A 14,814-nucleotide genomic window follows, 5' to 3' on the forward strand; every position below is an offset into this window, starting at 1 on the left:
GCCGCCGTGGTACGCCGCCGCGGCCTCCGGGTGGCTCTGGGCGGCGCGGCCGGCCTCGTGGGCGCGGGCGGTGGCGTTCCAGTCGCCGTGGAAGAGCGGCGCCACGGCGTCGGGGTCGGCGGTGCCCCCGGTGAAGGCGGTGCGAACGGCGGCCAGGGCGGCCGGGTACCACTCCTCCTCGGCGAGGCCGCGGGCCTCGGCCGCCTCGCGGTAGTCGTCCTCGGTGGCGGTGCCGCCGAAGATCCGGAGGCTGGGGGTGACCAGTACCAGCCGTCCGGTGCGCCCGGGGTGGCGCAGCGCGTACAGGGTGGCGAGCGAGCAGCCGGCGGAGTGGGCGAGGACGTCCGCCCGGTCGAGCCCGAGGTGCGAGCGGAAGGCCTCGACGTCCGCCACCTGCCGGTCGACCCGGTAGCTCGCCGGGTCGGCCGGGCGCTCCGAGCGGCCCGTTCCGCGCAGGTCGAGGACGTGCAGGGCGCGGTGCGCGCAGAGGCCGCCGAGGTCGCCGAGGTACGCGGAGTCGCGCATCGCGCCGCCGGCGAGGACGAGCAGCGGCTCGCCCTCGCCGAGCACGCGGTAGCCGAGCCGGGTGCCGTCGTGGCCGGTGAAGGTCGTCATCGGGTGATCGTGGCAACCGCGGAGCGGCCGGGGCAACGGGAAAACGGCCGGGGCGGCGGGAAGACGGCCCGCACGGCGGGAGAGCTGGGGCTTCCCGAACCACCGCGGATCGCCGATGTGAGCCGCAACGGGTTCGCCGTCCGGCCCCGGGATACCGTCGGGGCATGACAGCGAGCGAGCAGCGCTTCGTCGTGGTGACCACGACCCACGAGGGCGAGGAGCAGGCCCGGGCCCTGGCGTCCGCCGTGGTGCGGGAGCGGCTGGCGGCCTGCGCCCAGGTGTACCCCGTACGGTCGGTGTACTGGTGGGACGGCGAGGTGCAGGATGCCGAGGAGTGGCGGATCGACCTCAAGACCAGGGCCGAACTCGTCGACCGGTTGGGCGCGTTCGTGGCCGGGCGGCACTCCTACGGGACGCCCGAGCTGATCGCCGTGCCGGTGGCGGACGGCAGCCCGGGCTACCTCGCCTGGGTGGCCGAGGAGACGGCGGCGGCAGCGCGCGCGGCGGACCGGGCGGAGTAGCTCAGGGCGCGACCTCCAGGAAGGCCAGCACGGCCAGCACCCGACGGTGGTCCTCCTCCGAGGGCGGCAGGTCGAGCTTGAGGAAGATGTTGGCGGTGTGCTTCTTCACCGCCCGCTCGGTGATCACCATCCGTTCGGCGATCGCCGCGTTGGAGCGGCCCTCCGCCATCAGCTCCAGCACCTCGCGCTCACGCGGCGTCAGGCGGTCCAGCGGCTTGTTGCGTTCGGTGTTGCTGACCAGCATGGCGATCACCTGCGGGTCGAGCGCGGTGCCGCCGGACGCCACCCGGCGGACGGTCTCCACGAACTCGTCGGGGTCGAAGACCCGGTCCTTCAGCAGGTAGCCGATCGCACCGCTGCCGTCGGCGAGCAGTTCCCTGGCGTAGAGCTGCTCGACGTACTGGGAGAGCACGAGCACCGGCAGCCCGGGCATCCGCTTCCGTGCCTCCAGCGCCGCCTGGAGCCCTTCGTCGGTGAACGTCGGGGGCAGCCGCACGTCCACGACGGCCACGTCCGGGCGCTCGGTGAGCAGGGCCTCCAGGAGGGCCGGTCCGGTGTCCACCGCGGCCACGACCTCGAAGTCGTAGGCCTCCAGCATGCGGACCAGCCCGTCCCTCAGGAGGAAGAGGTCCTCGGCGAGGACAACTCGCACGGCAGCTCCATCGTCAGGGTCGTGGGGCCGCCGAGCGGGCTGCGGACGGCCAGGACGCCGTCGAAGGTAGCAAGCCGCCGTTCCAGGCCGCGCAGCCCGGTGCCGCGCGAGGGGTCGGCGCCGCCGGTGCCGTCGTCGGTGACCTGGGCCTTCAGCACGCCGTCCTGGTAGCGGAGTCGGACGTCGACACGGCTCGCTCCCGCGTGCTTGGCGGCGTTGGTCAGGGCCTCGGAGACGGCGAAGTAGAGGGCGGATTCGACCGGTGCCTCGGGCCGGCCGGGCAGTTCGGCGGTGACCGTCACGTTCAGCGGGCTGTCCATGCCCAACGCCCTTACCGCGTCGGCCAGTCCGCGGTCGGCGAGGACCGGCGGGTGGATGCCGCGGACCAGGTCGCGCAGTTCGTTGAGGGCGGTGGCGGAGGCCTGGCGGGTCTCGGCCAGCAGCTGCTTCGCGGCCTGTGGGTCCCGCTCGACCAGCCGCTCGGCGACGCCCAGGTCAGTGGGAGCAGCTCGAACCCGGCCTGTTCCGGCAGGTCGGCGGCACCGGGCGGATCGCCTTCCAGCGGGCCGCCGACGGCACCCTCTCGCTGCTCACCGACGCCGACCCGACCGTCGCCTACCAGCGGCTCTCCTGGTACCAGGCACCCGGCCTGCACCAGGCGGTCGCGGCCGGCAGCCTCGCCGTCCTCGTCCTGACCGTGCTGGGCTGGCCGGTGGCCGCGGCGGTCCGCCTGGTGCGCCGCCGGGGCCGGGCGGAGCGGCCCGCCGCACGGTTGCTCGGCTGGACCACCGGGGCGCTGCTGCTCGCCGCGACCGGCTGCTTCGCCCTGCTGACGGCGGACGCCAACGCGCTCAACCAGACGCTGTTCCTGGGCGACTCGCCGCTGCTGACCGCGGTCCCGGCCCTGGTCGTGACGGCCCTGCTGCTCACCCCGGCGACGGCGGTCTGCACGGTGCTGGCCTGGCGCGGGCGCTGGTGGAACCTGTCCGGGCGGCTGCACTACACCGGGCTGACGCTGGCGGTGCTGCTCTTCCTGGTCCTCGCCGGGGCGTACGACCTCACCGGGACGGGCGCGCTGGACCTGATCGGCTGAGGGCGGGGGCACAACGGAGGCGGGGCCCGGGTTCACTCCCGGGCCCCGCCTCCTCACGTCCGCAGCGCGACCGCTACGCCCCCGAGCCGCCGAAGCGCACCGTCCAGGCCGCCAGGTCCTCGTCCGTGATCTTGGCGAACAGCACCGGCGGCACCGTGAACGCCGTCCCGGCCGGCACCAGGTCCAGCGTCCGCGCCTCCTGCGGGCCGATCCAGTCGCGGGTGGCGGCCGGCGAGTCCTCGGGCAGCGCGAAGGCCCCGCGCATCGCCGCCGCCGCGGCCGGGATGAACGGCTCGGAGACCACCGCGTACAGGTGGATCAGGTTCATCGCGGTGCGCAGGGTCAGCGCCGCCGCCTGCGGGTCGGTCTTCACCTGGAGCCAGGGGGCCTTCTCGTCCAGGTAGGCGTTGCCCGCGCTCCACAGCGCGCGCAGGGCCTGCGCCGCCTTGCGGAAGTTGAGCGCGTCCAGCTGGCCCTCGTACTCGGCGAGCAGGGCGGCGATCTGCTCGCCGAGCCGCTGCTCGGCCTCGCCCGGCGCGTGACCGCCCGGGACGTCGTCGCCGAAGCGCTTGCGGCTGAAGGAGAGCACCCGGTTGACGAAGTTGCCGAGGGTGTCGGCGAGGTCCTTGTTGACCACCGAGGCGAAGAGGTCCCAGGTGAAGCTGGAGTCGTCCGACTCGGGCGCGTGCGCCATCATGAAGTAGCGCCAGTAGTCGGCGGGCAGCAGTTCCAGCGCGTCGTTGCCGAAGACGCCGCGCTTCTGGCTGGTGGAGAACTTCCCGCCGTAGTACGTCAGCCAGTTGAAGGCCTTGACGTAGTCGACCTTCTTCCACGGGCGGCGTGAGCCGAGCAGCGTGGCCGGGAACATCACGGTGTGGAACGGGACGTTGTCCTTGCCCATGAACTCGGTGTACCGGACGGTCTCGTCGGCCTCGTACCACCAGGACTTCCAGTCCCGCAGCTGCCCGGCCGGGGCCGCGTCCGCCCACTCCTTGGTGGCGCCGATGTACTCGATCGGGGCGTCGAACCAGACGTAGAACACCTTGCCCTCGGCGGCCAGTTCGGGCCACACATCGGCCGGCACCGGGACGCCCCACTCCAGGTCGCGGGTGATCGAGCGGTCCTGGAGGCCCTCCGTCAGCCACTTGCGGGCGATCGAGGAGGCCAGTACCGGCCAGTCGTCGGCGTGGGCGGCGATCCAGTCCTCGACCTCCTCGGTGAGCTTGGACTGGAGCAGGAACAGGTGGCGGGTCTCCCGGACCTCCAGGTCGGAGCTGCCGCTGATCGCCGAGCGCGGCTCCAGCAGGTCGGTCGGGTCCAGCACCCGGGTGCAGTTCTCGCACTGGTCGCCACGGGCCTTGTCGTACCCGCAGTGCGGGCAGGTGCCGACGATGTAGCGGTCCGGCAGGAAGCGGCCGTCGGCGTTGGAGTACACCTGGCGGATCGCGCGCTCCTCGATGAAGCCGTTGCGCTGGAGCTCGCGGGCGATCTCCTGGGTGATCTCCCGGTTCTGCGGCGAGGAGCTGCGGCCGAAGTGGTCGAAGGAGAGCCCGAAGCCGTCGTACACCGCCCGCTGTGCGTCGTGCGCCCGGGCGCAGAACTCCGCGACCGGCAACCCGGCTTCCTGGGCGGCCAGTTCGGCGGGCGTGCCGTGCTCGTCGGTGGCGCAGATGAACAGCACCTCGTGCCCTCGTCGACGCATGTAGCGGGCGTAGACGTCCGCCGGGAGCATGGACCCGACCATGTTGCCCAGGTGCTTGATCCCGTTGATGTAGGGAAGGGCGCTGGTGATCAGGTGCCGAGCCATCCTCGGATGCTCCGATTTCTCCCGCACGCGCACCCACCCGGAGTGCCGTGCCAGGCGCAGGGTCCACTGTGGGCTGCAAGCCTAGGGCAAAGAGAAGGGCCCCGGCGTCCGCGGCGGGCCGGGCCGGAGGTCACGGCCGGGAGAAGTCACCGTACCGGTCGAACTCCCCGGACTTCACCCCGCGGACGAAGGCGGCCCACTTGCGCGGCGTGGTCTGCACGATGACCTCGGGCCGGTCCGACTCCCGGATCTCCACCAGTCCGCCCGCCGCTCTGACCTCGACGCAGTCGGTGCTCTCGCCGCTCGCCGACGCCTTGCGCCACGTACTCATGCGAAGTCTTTCAGTAAGGCCCGAATGAAGTCCCGGGACTCGTCCGGCCCGAGCGAGATCGCCGCAGTCTCCTCCTTGATCCGGCGGTAGGAGGCCAGTTCGGCCTGGGTGTGCACGAATTTCGGCCCGTGGGAGAGATCGATCTGGACGGTGTCGAGCTCCGGAACCGGCCCGCGGGCGAGGTACAGGCTCTCCCCGGAGCCGGTGTAGGTGGGCACGCTGAACGGGATCACCCGGATCTCCACGCCGGGCCGTTCGGAATTCGCCAGCAGGCTCCGCAACTGGTCGCGCAGCACGTCCGGACCGCCGAACTGCATGCGCAGCGCGGACTCGTGCAGGAATGCGCTGTAGGGCTTCGGGTGGTCGACGAAGATCTGCTGGCGCCGGATCCGGAACGCCTTCCGGACGTCCGCCTCCTGCCGGTACTGCGGGGGAAGCCGCTCGAACACCGCGGCGGCGTACTCCGGGGTCTGCAGCAGACCGGGGATGAAGGTGCTGTTCAGGATGGACAGGGAGGCCGCGTGGTGCTCCATCTCCGCGATGTCGATGATCCCGCTCGGCAGCCGGCCGCGGTAGCCGTCCCACCAGTACTTGCGCCGGTCCTGCGTCATCGCCAACAGCGCGTCCAGGTAGGGGCCGTCCTCGCAGCCGCAGGTGCGCGCCCAGATCCGGAGCCGCTCGGCGCTGATCCCCGACTTCCCGTTCTCCATCTGGGAGATCTTGGGCAGGTCGGTGCCGATGGTGGCGGCCAGGCTCTTGGGCGTGACGCCCACGCGTTCGCGCATCCTGCGCAGCTCGATCCCGAGGCGCTGCTGGCGGACGGTCGGCGACAGGCGGGGTGGCATGACTCTCTTCTCCGGGTCGCGGCTGGGTCGATGCTTCCGGTGAAGTGTGCCGTGCACACCGGGCCCTAGCTACCGAAATGGGGGATACCCCACGATGGAGTGAACGTCTTCCCGCTCGGTAGCAACTCTGGCACCCTGACCCTATGGTCGTCCGTGTCACTCACTGACTTGTTGCCGCCTAAACAGTCGTCAAACAGTCGTCACTCGGCCGTCGACAGGCCGTCATGGCACGCCAGATGCATGGTCGCGGCGCCCGAAATCACCGACCGGAGACAGCCATGCCCCTCCCCTCGCCCCTCGGCCCTCCGCGCCGGCCCCGCCCTTCCCGGCGCATTTCCGCATCCCGGTGAATGCGCTCCTCGTCGCCGGATTGTCGGTGCTCCTGCTCGCCGTCCTGTTCGTCGGCTGGCTGGTCTGGCTGGTGAACATCCAGGCGTACGAACCACGCCCGGCGAAGCAGGAGTTCGCGGCCGGCCATTCCGCCCCCGGCGAGCGGAAATAGCCGTCGCACTGCGCCGATCCGCGGCTCAGCCCCGTGAAAGCCGGTCCACCAGACGGGACTTGGCAGCCGGCCACTCGTCGGTGAGCATCGAGAAGTAGGCGCTGTCCCGCCAGGTGCCGTCGGGCCGGAGGCGGTGGCGGCGGTGGATGCCCTCGAACTGCGCGCCGAGGCGCTGGATGGCGGTGCGGGAGCGCTCGTTGCGGGCGTCGGTCTTCCAGAAGACGCGGCCCATGCCCAGGTCCTCGAAGGCGTGGGTGAGCAGCAGCAGCTTGGCCTCGGTGTTGACCGCCGTGCGCCAGACCGAGCGGGCGTACCAGGTGCCGCCGATCTCCACGAACTCGTCGTCCGCGCTGAAGTCGTGGTAGCCGGTGACGCCGACGGCGCGGCCGCTCGTGAGGTCGACGGCGGCGAAGTTCACCGATTCACCCTCGGCCGACTCCGCGAGTCGGCCGTCGAGGATCCCGCCGAGATCCTCCTCCGAGGCGGGCGGGAGGTGCATGGTCCAGCGCCAGACCTCGGGCTCGGAGCCGACGGAGGTCCAGAGGTCGGCGAGGTGACGGCGCTCCAACGGCTCCAGGCGGATGTGGCGGCCGGTGAGGGTGACGGGTGAGGGCGGCTTCGCGGTCATGATCCGAACGTAGCGGCGCTCTGCACTAGACGCAATAGATGTATGTACTAGTGCAAATATGTTCGCCGGGCACGGCGAAGGGCCCCGCGGAACGGATCCGCGGGGCCCTCGGAACGCGAGCTCGGGCTCAGATGAACGAGTTGATCTCGATCGTCTCGTCGCGGCCCGGGCCGACGCCGATGGCCGAGATCGGCGCGCCGGACATCTCCTCCAGCGCCTTCACGTACGCCTGGGCGTTCTTCGGCAGCTCGGCGAAGGACTTCGCCTTGCTGATGTCCTCGGTCCAGCCCGGCAGCGTCTCGTAGATCGGCTTGGCGTGGTGGAAGTCGGACTGGTTGTAGGGGAGTTCCTCGACCCGCTTGCCGTCGATCTCGTACGCGACGCAGACCGGGATCTGCTCCCAGCCGGTCAGCACGTCCAGCTTGGTGAGGAAGAAGTCGGTGAGGCCGTTGACCCGGGTCGCGTAGCGCGCGATGACGGCGTCGAACCAGCCGCAGCGGCGGTCGCGGCCGGTGGTGACACCGCGCTCGCCACCGATCCGGCGCAGCGCCTCGCCGTCCGCGTCGAACAGCTCGGTCGGGAACGGGCCGGAGCCGACGCGGGTGGTGTAGGCCTTGAGGATGCCGATGACCCGGTCGATCTTGGTCGGGCCGATGCCGGCGCCGGTGCAGGCGCCGCCCGCCGTCGGGTTCGACGAGGTCACGAAGGGGTACGTGCCGTGGTCGACGTCGAGCAGGGTGCCCTGGCCGCCCTCCAGCAGGACGACCTTGTTCGCCTTCAGCGCCTCGTCCAGGACGAGGGTGGTGTCGGCGAGGAAGGGCTTGATCTTCTCCGCGTAGCCCAGGTACTCCTCGACCACCAGGTCGGCCGGGATGGTGCGGCGGTTGTACAGCTTGACCAGGATCTGGTTCTTGTCGTGCAGCGCCGCCTCGATCTTCTGGCGCAGGATCGACTCGTCGAACAGGTCCTGGACCCGGATGCCGACGCGGTTGATCTTGTCCGCGTAGGTCGGGCCGATGCCGCGGCCGGTGGTGCCGATCCGGCGCTTGCCGAGGAAGCGCTCGGTGACCTTGTCCAGGGTGCGGTGGTACGGCGTGATCAGGTGGGCGTTGCCCGAGACCAGCAGCTTGGAGGTGTCGATGCCGCGCTCGTTCAGGCCGGCCAGCTCGGAGAGCAGCACGGCCGGGTCGATCACGACGCCGTTGCCGATCACCGGCGTCACGTTCGGGCTGAGGATTCCGGAAGGCAGCAGGTGCAGGGCGTACTTCTGGTCGCCGATGACCACCGTGTGACCGGCGTTGTTGCCGCCCTGGTAGCGGACCACGTAGTCGACGGAGCCACCGAGGAGGTCGGTGGCCTTCCCCTTGCCCTCGTCTCCCCACTGAGCGCCAACGAGCACGAGTGCCGGCACAGGCGTACACCCCTTCCGGTTGGGGCATCCTGCGTAGGCCGCAGTCTGCCCCGAGATAGACGAAGCCCCTGGCGCAATGGCGCAAGGGGCTCTTGCACCGAGAGATTACCTGAGGAAGGACCGGTCGTGTCGTCCCTGTCCACGCCTGCTACCGGCGGCCCGGAGCCGCTCCTGTTGCTCCTCGACCCGGTGGCCCGGCAGACCGACGGCGAGTCGGTGCGGATCGCGAAGGACGTGCTCTGCGGGGGCGCGGACGCCAAGGTGGCCTTTCCGGAGAGTCCTTCCGAGCTTGACCGGGTGCTTTCGCACCGAGGCCGGAGGCGACCGGTGGTGATCGGTTCCGACCTCGCGTTGCAGCGGGTGCTCCAGGCCCTGCATCGGCAGCGTGAGCTGGGCGCAGAACCGGTGGGCATGGTTCCGGTCGGTCGCTCGGAGGAGCTGGTGGCGGCCCGCGCGCTCGGCGTGCCGGGGGAGCCGGTCCGGGCCGCGCGGGCCGTGCTGTCGGGTGCGCCGCGCCGGCTGGACCTGCTGGTGGACGACGGCGGCGGAGTGGCGCTGGGCGGGGTGCGGATCACCGGTGGGGGTGCGCGCCGACCGGTGGGCCGTACGGGTGGCTGGCGTTCGCTATGGGCGAAACTGGCTGCGGCCGAGCAGGCGAACGCACTCACCCCGGACGGCGCCGACCACAGCTCCCGGGTCCGGGTCGAGGCCGACGGCCGGCTGCTCGCGGACGTCCACCGGCCGGTCCGGCTGGTCCAGGTCACGCTCCCGTCCGGCGCCTCGGACGGGACGGGCGAGATGGAGGTCGTGGTCGCCGCCTCCGGCGCCCTGGTGCGCGCCCGGGCGGCGAGCGTCTCGGTGGTCGGGCGCGGCTTCGGCTACGAGGCGGACGGCCACCCGGTCGGCCCGGTCCGGGCCCGGACCTGGACGGTGCACCCGGGGGCCTGGGGCCTGCTGCTGCCGGCGGCGTAGCGGCCCCCGGCGGCGTGGAACGGGCCGGGTCGCCGCGCAACCGTCCGCGTGACCGCCCGGTGAACGCCCGGGTGAGCAGGCTCACGTTCGTCCGCGCGCCGACCTCCGCCGCTGCGCACACGGAACTCCCCAACGGGCGCGAACCACAAGGCCAACCGCCACCCGCCGGAATTCCCCCCACTCGAAATCCCGGCCCCGTAAGGGGTTTTGTCTACGCGCGTTAACTCGTGATCAGCGGACAAACCCGCAGTCCCGGGTTCCAGAAGCCCGAGTCAGCTGCCCTAGACTCGAAGACGTGCCACGTGGTGACGGAAGACTCAACCACGATCTTCTTCCCGGTGAGAAAGGCCCCCAGGACGCGTGTGGCGTCTTCGGTGTCTGGGCTCCCGGCGAGGAGGTCGCCAAGCTCACGTTCTTCGGCCTTTACGCCCTGCAGCACCGCGGTCAGGAATCCGCGGGCATCGCAGTGAGCAACGGCTCCCAGATTCTCGTCTTCAAGGACATGGGACTCGTCTCCCAGGTCTTCGACGAGGCCTCGCTGGGGTCGTTGCACGGGCATATCGCCGTCGGACACGCCCGCTACTCGACCACCGGTTCCTCGGTCTGGGAGAACGCCCAGCCGACCTTCCGGGCGACCGTGAACGGTTCGCTGGCCCTCGGGCACAACGGAAACCTGGTGAACACCGCCGAACTGGCGGCCATGGTCGCCGAACTTCCCGGCGAGGAGCACGTCTCGCGCTCCGGCCGGACCGCCGCGACCAACGACACCGACCTGGTGACGGCCCTGCTCGCCGGCCACCCGGACCTCTCCATCGAGGAGACGGCCAAGGTCGTGCTGCCCAAGGTCAAGGGCGCGTTCTCGCTCGTCTTCATGGACGAGCACACCCTCTACGCCGCCCGCGACCCGCAGGGCATCCGCCCGCTGGTGCTCGGCCGGCTGGAGCGCGGCTGGGTGGTCGCCTCCGAGACGGCGGCACTGGACATCGTCGGCGCCTCCTTCATCCGCGAGGTCGAGCCCGGCGAGCTCATCGCCATCGACGAGAACGGCCTGCGCACCTCCCGGTTCGCCGAGGCCAAGCCCAAGGGCTGCGTCTTCGAGTACGTCTACCTGGCCCGCCCCGACACCACCATCGCCGGCCGCAACGTGCACCTCTCCCGCGTGGAGATGGGCCGCCGACTGGCGAAGGAGGCGCCCGTCGAGGCGGACCTGGTGATAGCGACGCCCGAGTCCGGCACCCCCGCCGCGATCGGCTACGCCGAGGCCAGCGGCATCCCGTACGGCTCCGGCCTGGTGAAGAACGCCTACGTGGGCCGCACCTTCATCCAGCCCAGCCAGACCATCCGCCAGCTCGGCATCCGGCTCAAGCTCAACCCGCTGCGCGAGGTCATCCAGGGCAAGCGCCTGGTGGTCGTGGACGACTCCATCGTCCGCGGCAACACCCAGCGCGCGCTGGTGAAGATGCTGCGCGAGGCCGGCGCCGCCGAGGTCCACATCCGGATCTCCTCGCCGCCGGTGAAGTGGCCCTGCTTCTTCGGCATCGACTTCGCCACCCGCGCGGAGCTGATCGCCAACGGCATGACCATCGAGGAGATCGGCCGCACCCTCGGCGCGGACTCGCTCTCCTACATCTCGATCGACGGCATGATCGAGGCCACCAAGCAGCCCAAGGACAAGCTCTGCCGGGCCTGCTTCGACGGCGAGTACCCGATGGAGCTGCCGGACCCGGCGCTGCTCGGCAAGCTCCTGCTGGAGGCCGAGATCAAGGGCGGCCGGCAGCAGCCGGCCGTCCGTGGCAAGCCGACCAGCGGCAGCGACCTGGACGGCGTCCAGGCACTGCTCGGCGGGGCGGGCGCGGCCGACGCGCTGCGCCGCCCGTAACGAACGCACGGTGGGGTCCCGCGAACCGGGGCCCCACCGCTGTTCCACCCCCGGCTGTTCAAGAACCACCCCCACCTGACCCGAAAGGGCCGCACGCAGTGACCAGCAACCAGAACGGCGCCACCTACGCCGCCGCCGGTGTCGACATCGAGGCGGGCGACCGCGCCGTCGAGCTCATGAAGCAGTGGGTGAAGAAGGCCAACCGCCCCGAGGTGGTCGGCGGTCTCGGCGGCTTCGCCGGCCTCTTCGACGTGTCCGCCTTCAAGGACTACGAGCGGCCGCTGCTGGCCTCGGCCACCGACGGCGTGGGGACCAAGGTGGCCATCGCCGCCGCCATGGACAAGCACGACACCATCGGCCACGACCTGGTCGGCATGGTCGTCGACGACCTGGTGGTGTGCGGCGCCGAGCCGCTGTTCATGACCGACTACATCTGCGTCGGCAAGGTCGTCCCGGAGCGGGTCGCCGCGATCGTCAAGGGCATCGCCGAGGGCTGCGCGCTGGCCGGCTGCGCCCTGGTCGGCGGCGAGACCGCCGAGCACCCGGGCCTGCTGGGCCCGGACGAGTACGACGTCGCGGGCGCCGGCACCGGTGTGGTGGAGGCCGACGCGCTGCTCGGCGCGGACCGGGTCCGGGCCGGCGACGTGGTGATCGCGATGGCCGCCTCCGGCCTGCACTCCAACGGCTACTCGCTGGTCCGCCACGTGCTGCTGAACGAGGCCGGCTGGAAGCTGGACCGCAAGGTCGAGGAGTTCGGCCGCACCCTCGGCGAGGAGCTGCTGGAGCCGACCCGGATCTACTCGCTGGACTGCCTGGCGCTCACCCGCGCCACCGAGGTGCACGCCTTCTCGCACGTCACCGGTGGCGGCCTGGCGGCCAACCTGGCCCGGGTGATCCCGGACGGCCTGCACGCCCGCCTGGACCGCGGCACCTGGACCCCGCTGCCGGTCTTCCGGACCGTCGCCGAGGTCGGCCGGGTGGCCACCCTGGAGATCGAGAAGACGCTGAACATGGGCGTCGGCATGGTCGCGGTCGTCCCGCCGCACTCGGTGGACGTCGTGCTGTCGATCCTGGAGGACCGCGGCGTGGAGGCCTGGCTGCTCGGCGACATCGTCGAGCGCACCGGCGAGCACGAGGGCGGCGCGGCCCTCTACAACGCCTACGAGGGCTTCCGGGCGAACTGACCCGGACCGTGACGACGAGAGGGCCTCTCCGGTGCACCGGAGAGGCCCTCTCGCGTGCGGTGGAGGCCGTCGGAGGGCCGTGCGGAGCAACGCCCTCCGAGGGAACGCCGAAGACCGGCCCGGCGCACTGGGCGCCCGGACCGGTCGGCGGGACTGCTGTGGTTACGAGCGGCGGGAGGCCTGCGACGGCCCGGTGCCCGGCTCGGTGTCGTCCTCGTCGTCGAGGTCGGCGTAGCGGGCGGCGTACTCCGCGTATGGGTCGTCGTCCTCCTCCTCTTCGATCGGCTCCGGCTCGATCGAAGCGGTGGACGGCGATACGCCCAGCTCGTTGGACAGACGGTTAGCGTCGAACCCGCCGCTGTTGTACTTCAGCTCGCGGGCGACCTTCGTCTGCTTGGCCTTGGCCCGGCCGCGCCCCATGGGTCGACCCCCTCAACGATGGGGCTCACGGCCCCGAGTCTGACACGTGTTCATGATCAGGACCGGCCTGCCCGAATGGGAGGACCGTCCCTTGGAGCATTAACGGTACCTGTTTCCGCCGCTGGACGGTACGTCGTCGGTGTGACGTGGCGCGCACCGACTGCACCCGAGACCAGGTCTTCCCAGGTCAGGGGAGGTTTTGCGGCGTTTTTCGCGCTGTCCGGAGGTGTCTGAGGTCCGTCGTTCCGGGACTGATTATCCCCCCTACGGGGACCTCGGATCACCCGTTCGGGCGGAGAAGTGAGAATCCGGTTCCACATCGTGATGCGCGAGGGGCCGCTGTGCAGGCCCCCCGCGCATCACGGGGTGGGTTACCGGCCCGGTCAGGCGCGCCGGGCGCCGGGCAGCAGCACCGTGCGCAGGGCGCTGATCTCGCGCATCCGCTTCTCGGCCAGGCGGTCGGCGGCGACCGCCGGCGGGACGCCGTCGGTGGCGGCCCGGGTGAAGATCTCCAGGGTGGTGTCGAAGATCCTGGTCGCCTTGTTCTTGGCCCGCTCGAAGTTGAAGCCGTCGATCTCGTCGGCGACCTGGATGACGCCGCCGGAGTTCACCAGGTAGTCCGGCGCGTAGAGGATGCCGCGGTCGGCCAGGTCCTTCTCGACGCCCGGGTGGGCCAGCTGGTTGTTGGCCGCGCCGCAGACGATCGAGGTGCCGAGCTCGCCCAGCGCCGCCACCGTGGCGTCGGTCAGTGCGCCGCCGAGGGCGCAGGGGGCGTAGACGTCCAGCTTGGCCTGGATCAGGGCGGCGGTGTCGGCGACCACCTCCACCTCCGGGTGCGCCGCGCGCACGCGGTTGACGGCGGCCTCGGAGACGTCGGTGACGACGACCGTGGCGCCGTCCGCGACCAGGTGGCCGACCAGGTAGTGGCCGACCTTGCCGACGCCCGCGACGCCGACCCGCTTGCCGCGCAGGGTCGGCTGGCCCCAGCGGGCCTGGGCGGTGGCGCGCATGCCCTGGAAGACGCCGAAGGCGGTCAGGATGGACGAGTCGCCGGCGCCGCCGTGCTCGGGCGAGCGGCCCGTCACGAACTCGGTCTCGCGGGCGATCACGTCCATGTCCTGGACGTAGGTGCCCACGTCGCAGGCGGTGATGTAGCGGCCGCGCAGGGACTCGACGAAGCGGCCGTAGGCCCGGAGCATCGCCTCGTTCTTGTCCTTGTTCGGGTCGCCGATGATGACGGCCTTGCCGCCGCCGAGGTCCAGTCCGGCCAGCGCGTTCTTGTAGGACATTCCGCGGGACAGGTTCAGCGCGTCCTCCAGCGCCGCCTCCTCGGAGGCGTACGGGAAGAAGCGCGTGCCGCCGAGGGCTGGGCCCAGGGCGGTCGAGTGGATGGCGATGATCGCCTTCAGTCCCGAGCTGCGGTCGTGGCAGAGGACGACCTGCTCGTGACCGTCGCCGGGGGCGCCGTCCTGTTCGGTACGGAAGATCCTGCTGAGCACGCCGGGTGCGGGGTGCGTGGCGGGGGTCTGTACGTCGGTCACTGTGGTGACTCCAGTATCGAAGGCCCGCTGCTGTGGTGCGGGCGCCTAAGGCGAAGCGTAGCCGCGTGCGCCCCGCCGATCCGCCGTCTCGTCCGAGCTGGGGCCAGTCGTCCGAAGGGTGAGACGGGAAGGGGTGCGGGGTGCGGGTGCGAACGGTTCGGGGGCGCGCCCTCCCTTGGTCCGGCGGCGCGTGCGACCATGCAGGACGTGACCGTCGTACGCACTTCCGTACAGCCGCCCTACGCCGCCCACCTGCGGGTGTACGAGCCGCTGGCCGCCTACCCGGAGGCCGAGCGGGCGCGCTGGCAGGCCTACGCGGCTGAGCACGGGCCGGACGCCGCGGAGCCGGCGCAGCCGGTGGCGGCGGCGGTGCTGGAGGAGCAGCGGGAGGCGCTCGCCGGGCTGGCCGCCCG

Annotated in this window: 15 protein-coding genes and 2 pseudogenes; 7 read left to right on the forward strand and 10 right to left on the reverse strand. The window is 71.5% G+C overall.

Going from position 1 to position 14,814, the window contains the following annotated elements:
- The coding region (locus tag KS423_RS20305) for an alpha/beta fold hydrolase (protein ID WP_224280982.1) at positions 1-615 on the reverse strand (615 nt) is incomplete at its 3' end.
- A 164-nt stretch (positions 616-779) separates the two neighbouring features.
- On the opposite strand from KS423_RS20305, the gene cutA reads away from it, so the two are divergent.
- Positions 780-1,136 (forward strand): divalent-cation tolerance protein CutA, encoded by a 357-nt coding sequence (gene cutA / locus KS423_RS20310; protein WP_224280983.1) that lies wholly within the window; start codon positions 780-782, stop codon positions 1,134-1,136.
- Between the two features lies 1 nt (position 1,137).
- On the opposite strand, the gene KS423_RS20315 is transcribed toward cutA, so the two are convergent.
- Both KS423_RS20315 and KS423_RS20320 read right to left on the reverse strand, forming a co-directional pair.
- Positions 1,138-1,788, reverse strand: a complete 651-nt coding sequence (locus KS423_RS20315) for a response regulator transcription factor (protein ID WP_224280984.1) — start codon at positions 1,786-1,788, stop codon at positions 1,138-1,140.
- Positions 1,752-2,345, reverse strand: a pseudogene (locus tag KS423_RS20320) (sensor histidine kinase); the annotation flags it as partial. The gene KS423_RS20315 and the pseudogene KS423_RS20320, both read right to left, overlap by 37 nt.
- Here KS423_RS20320 and KS423_RS20325 point away from each other — a divergent pair.
- On the forward strand, positions 2,246-2,881 hold the full coding sequence (locus KS423_RS20325) for a hypothetical protein (RefSeq protein WP_224280985.1): 636 nt from the start codon (positions 2,246-2,248) through the stop codon (positions 2,879-2,881). The pseudogene KS423_RS20320 and the gene KS423_RS20325 sit on opposite strands and share 100 nt — an antisense overlap.
- A gap of 73 nt (positions 2,882-2,954) precedes the next feature.
- On the opposite strand, the gene metG is transcribed toward KS423_RS20325, so the two are convergent.
- From metG to KS423_RS20340, 3 genes are all read right to left on the reverse strand, one after another.
- Positions 2,955-4,688: a methionine--tRNA ligase gene (metG, locus tag KS423_RS20330; RefSeq protein WP_224280986.1), complete on the reverse strand. Its 1,734-nt coding sequence runs from the start codon at positions 4,686-4,688 to the stop codon at positions 2,955-2,957.
- Positions 4,689-4,818: 130 nt separating this feature from the next.
- Positions 4,819-5,019 carry a DUF397 domain-containing protein gene (locus KS423_RS20335; protein ID WP_224280987.1) on the reverse strand — a complete coding sequence of 67 codons (201 nt, stop codon included), beginning with the start codon at positions 5,017-5,019 and terminating at the stop codon, positions 4,819-4,821.
- Entirely contained in the window at positions 5,016-5,864 is an 849-nt protein-coding gene (locus KS423_RS20340) for a helix-turn-helix transcriptional regulator (RefSeq protein ID WP_224280988.1), read from the reverse strand. The genes KS423_RS20335 and KS423_RS20340 overlap by 4 nt, the downstream gene beginning before the upstream one ends.
- 346 nt (positions 5,865-6,210) lie before the next feature.
- Here KS423_RS20340 and KS423_RS20345 point away from each other — a divergent pair, with 346 nt between their 5' ends.
- A complete protein-coding gene (locus KS423_RS20345; RefSeq protein ID WP_224280989.1) occupies positions 6,211-6,366 on the forward strand; it encodes a hypothetical protein in 156 nt (51 codons plus the stop codon).
- A gap of 25 nt (positions 6,367-6,391) precedes the next feature.
- Here the strand turns inward: KS423_RS20345 and KS423_RS20350 are convergent, their stop codons facing one another.
- Both KS423_RS20350 and KS423_RS20355 read right to left on the reverse strand, forming a co-directional pair.
- Positions 6,392-6,994, reverse strand: coding sequence for a GNAT family N-acetyltransferase (locus KS423_RS20350; RefSeq protein WP_224280990.1), 603 nt, complete (start codon positions 6,992-6,994; stop codon positions 6,392-6,394).
- Positions 6,995-7,121: 127 nt separating this feature from the next.
- The gene (locus KS423_RS20355) at positions 7,122-8,405 is read right to left on the reverse strand and encodes an adenylosuccinate synthase (protein WP_224280991.1); all 1,284 of its coding nucleotides are present in this window, start codon (positions 8,403-8,405) and stop codon (positions 7,122-7,124) included.
- A 126-nt stretch (positions 8,406-8,531) separates the two neighbouring features.
- On the opposite strand from KS423_RS20355, the gene KS423_RS20360 reads away from it, so the two are divergent.
- From KS423_RS20360 to purM, 3 genes are all read left to right on the forward strand, one after another.
- Positions 8,532-9,377 (forward strand): diacylglycerol kinase, encoded by an 846-nt coding sequence (locus tag KS423_RS20360; protein WP_224280992.1) that lies wholly within the window; start codon positions 8,532-8,534, stop codon positions 9,375-9,377.
- Positions 9,378-9,672: 295 nt separating this feature from the next.
- Positions 9,673-11,256, forward strand: coding sequence for an amidophosphoribosyltransferase (purF, locus tag KS423_RS20365; RefSeq protein WP_224280993.1), 1,584 nt, complete (start codon positions 9,673-9,675; stop codon positions 11,254-11,256).
- Between the two features lie 98 nt (positions 11,257-11,354).
- The gene (gene purM, locus KS423_RS20370; protein WP_224280994.1) at positions 11,355-12,440 is read left to right on the forward strand and encodes a phosphoribosylformylglycinamidine cyclo-ligase; all 1,086 of its coding nucleotides are present in this window, start codon (positions 11,355-11,357) and stop codon (positions 12,438-12,440) included.
- Between the two features lie 162 nt (positions 12,441-12,602).
- Here the strand turns inward: purM and KS423_RS20375 are convergent, their stop codons facing one another.
- Both KS423_RS20375 and KS423_RS20380 read right to left on the reverse strand, forming a co-directional pair.
- Positions 12,603-12,860, reverse strand: coding sequence for a DUF3073 domain-containing protein (locus tag KS423_RS20375; RefSeq protein ID WP_224280995.1), 258 nt, complete (start codon positions 12,858-12,860; stop codon positions 12,603-12,605).
- A 383-nt stretch (positions 12,861-13,243) separates the two neighbouring features.
- Positions 13,244-14,401, reverse strand: a complete 1,158-nt coding sequence (locus KS423_RS20380) for a Glu/Leu/Phe/Val dehydrogenase dimerization domain-containing protein (protein WP_374119989.1) — start codon at positions 14,399-14,401, stop codon at positions 13,244-13,246.
- A gap of 207 nt (positions 14,402-14,608) precedes the next feature.
- Between KS423_RS20380 and KS423_RS20385 the strand changes: the two are divergent.
- Positions 14,609-14,814: pseudogene (locus KS423_RS20385) on the forward strand (hypothetical protein); the annotation flags it as partial.

This window comes from Streptomyces sp. LS1784 (genome assembly GCF_020103755.1).
Lineage (GTDB): Bacteria > Actinomycetota > Actinomycetes > Streptomycetales > Streptomycetaceae > Kitasatospora.

What these genes read in the sequence shown, in the direction of transcription:
- cutA (WP_224280983.1), top strand. Translation starts at nt 780, where the DNA reads ATGACAGCGAGCGAGCAGCGCTTCGTCGTGGTGACCACGACCCACGAG.
- metG (WP_224280986.1), bottom strand. Translation starts at nt 4,688, where the DNA reads ATGGCTCGGCACCTGATCACCAGCGCCCTTCCCTACATCAACGGGATC.
- KS423_RS20335 (WP_224280987.1), bottom strand. Translation starts at nt 5,019, where the DNA reads ATGAGTACGTGGCGCAAGGCGTCGGCGAGCGGCGAGAGCACCGACTGC.
- KS423_RS20340 (WP_224280988.1), bottom strand. Translation starts at nt 5,864, where the DNA reads ATGCCACCCCGCCTGTCGCCGACCGTCCGCCAGCAGCGCCTCGGGATC.
- KS423_RS20350 (WP_224280990.1), bottom strand. Translation starts at nt 6,994, where the DNA reads ATGACCGCGAAGCCGCCCTCACCCGTCACCCTCACCGGCCGCCACATC.
- KS423_RS20375 (WP_224280995.1), bottom strand. Translation starts at nt 12,860, where the DNA reads ATGGGGCGCGGCCGGGCCAAGGCCAAGCAGACGAAGGTCGCCCGCGAG.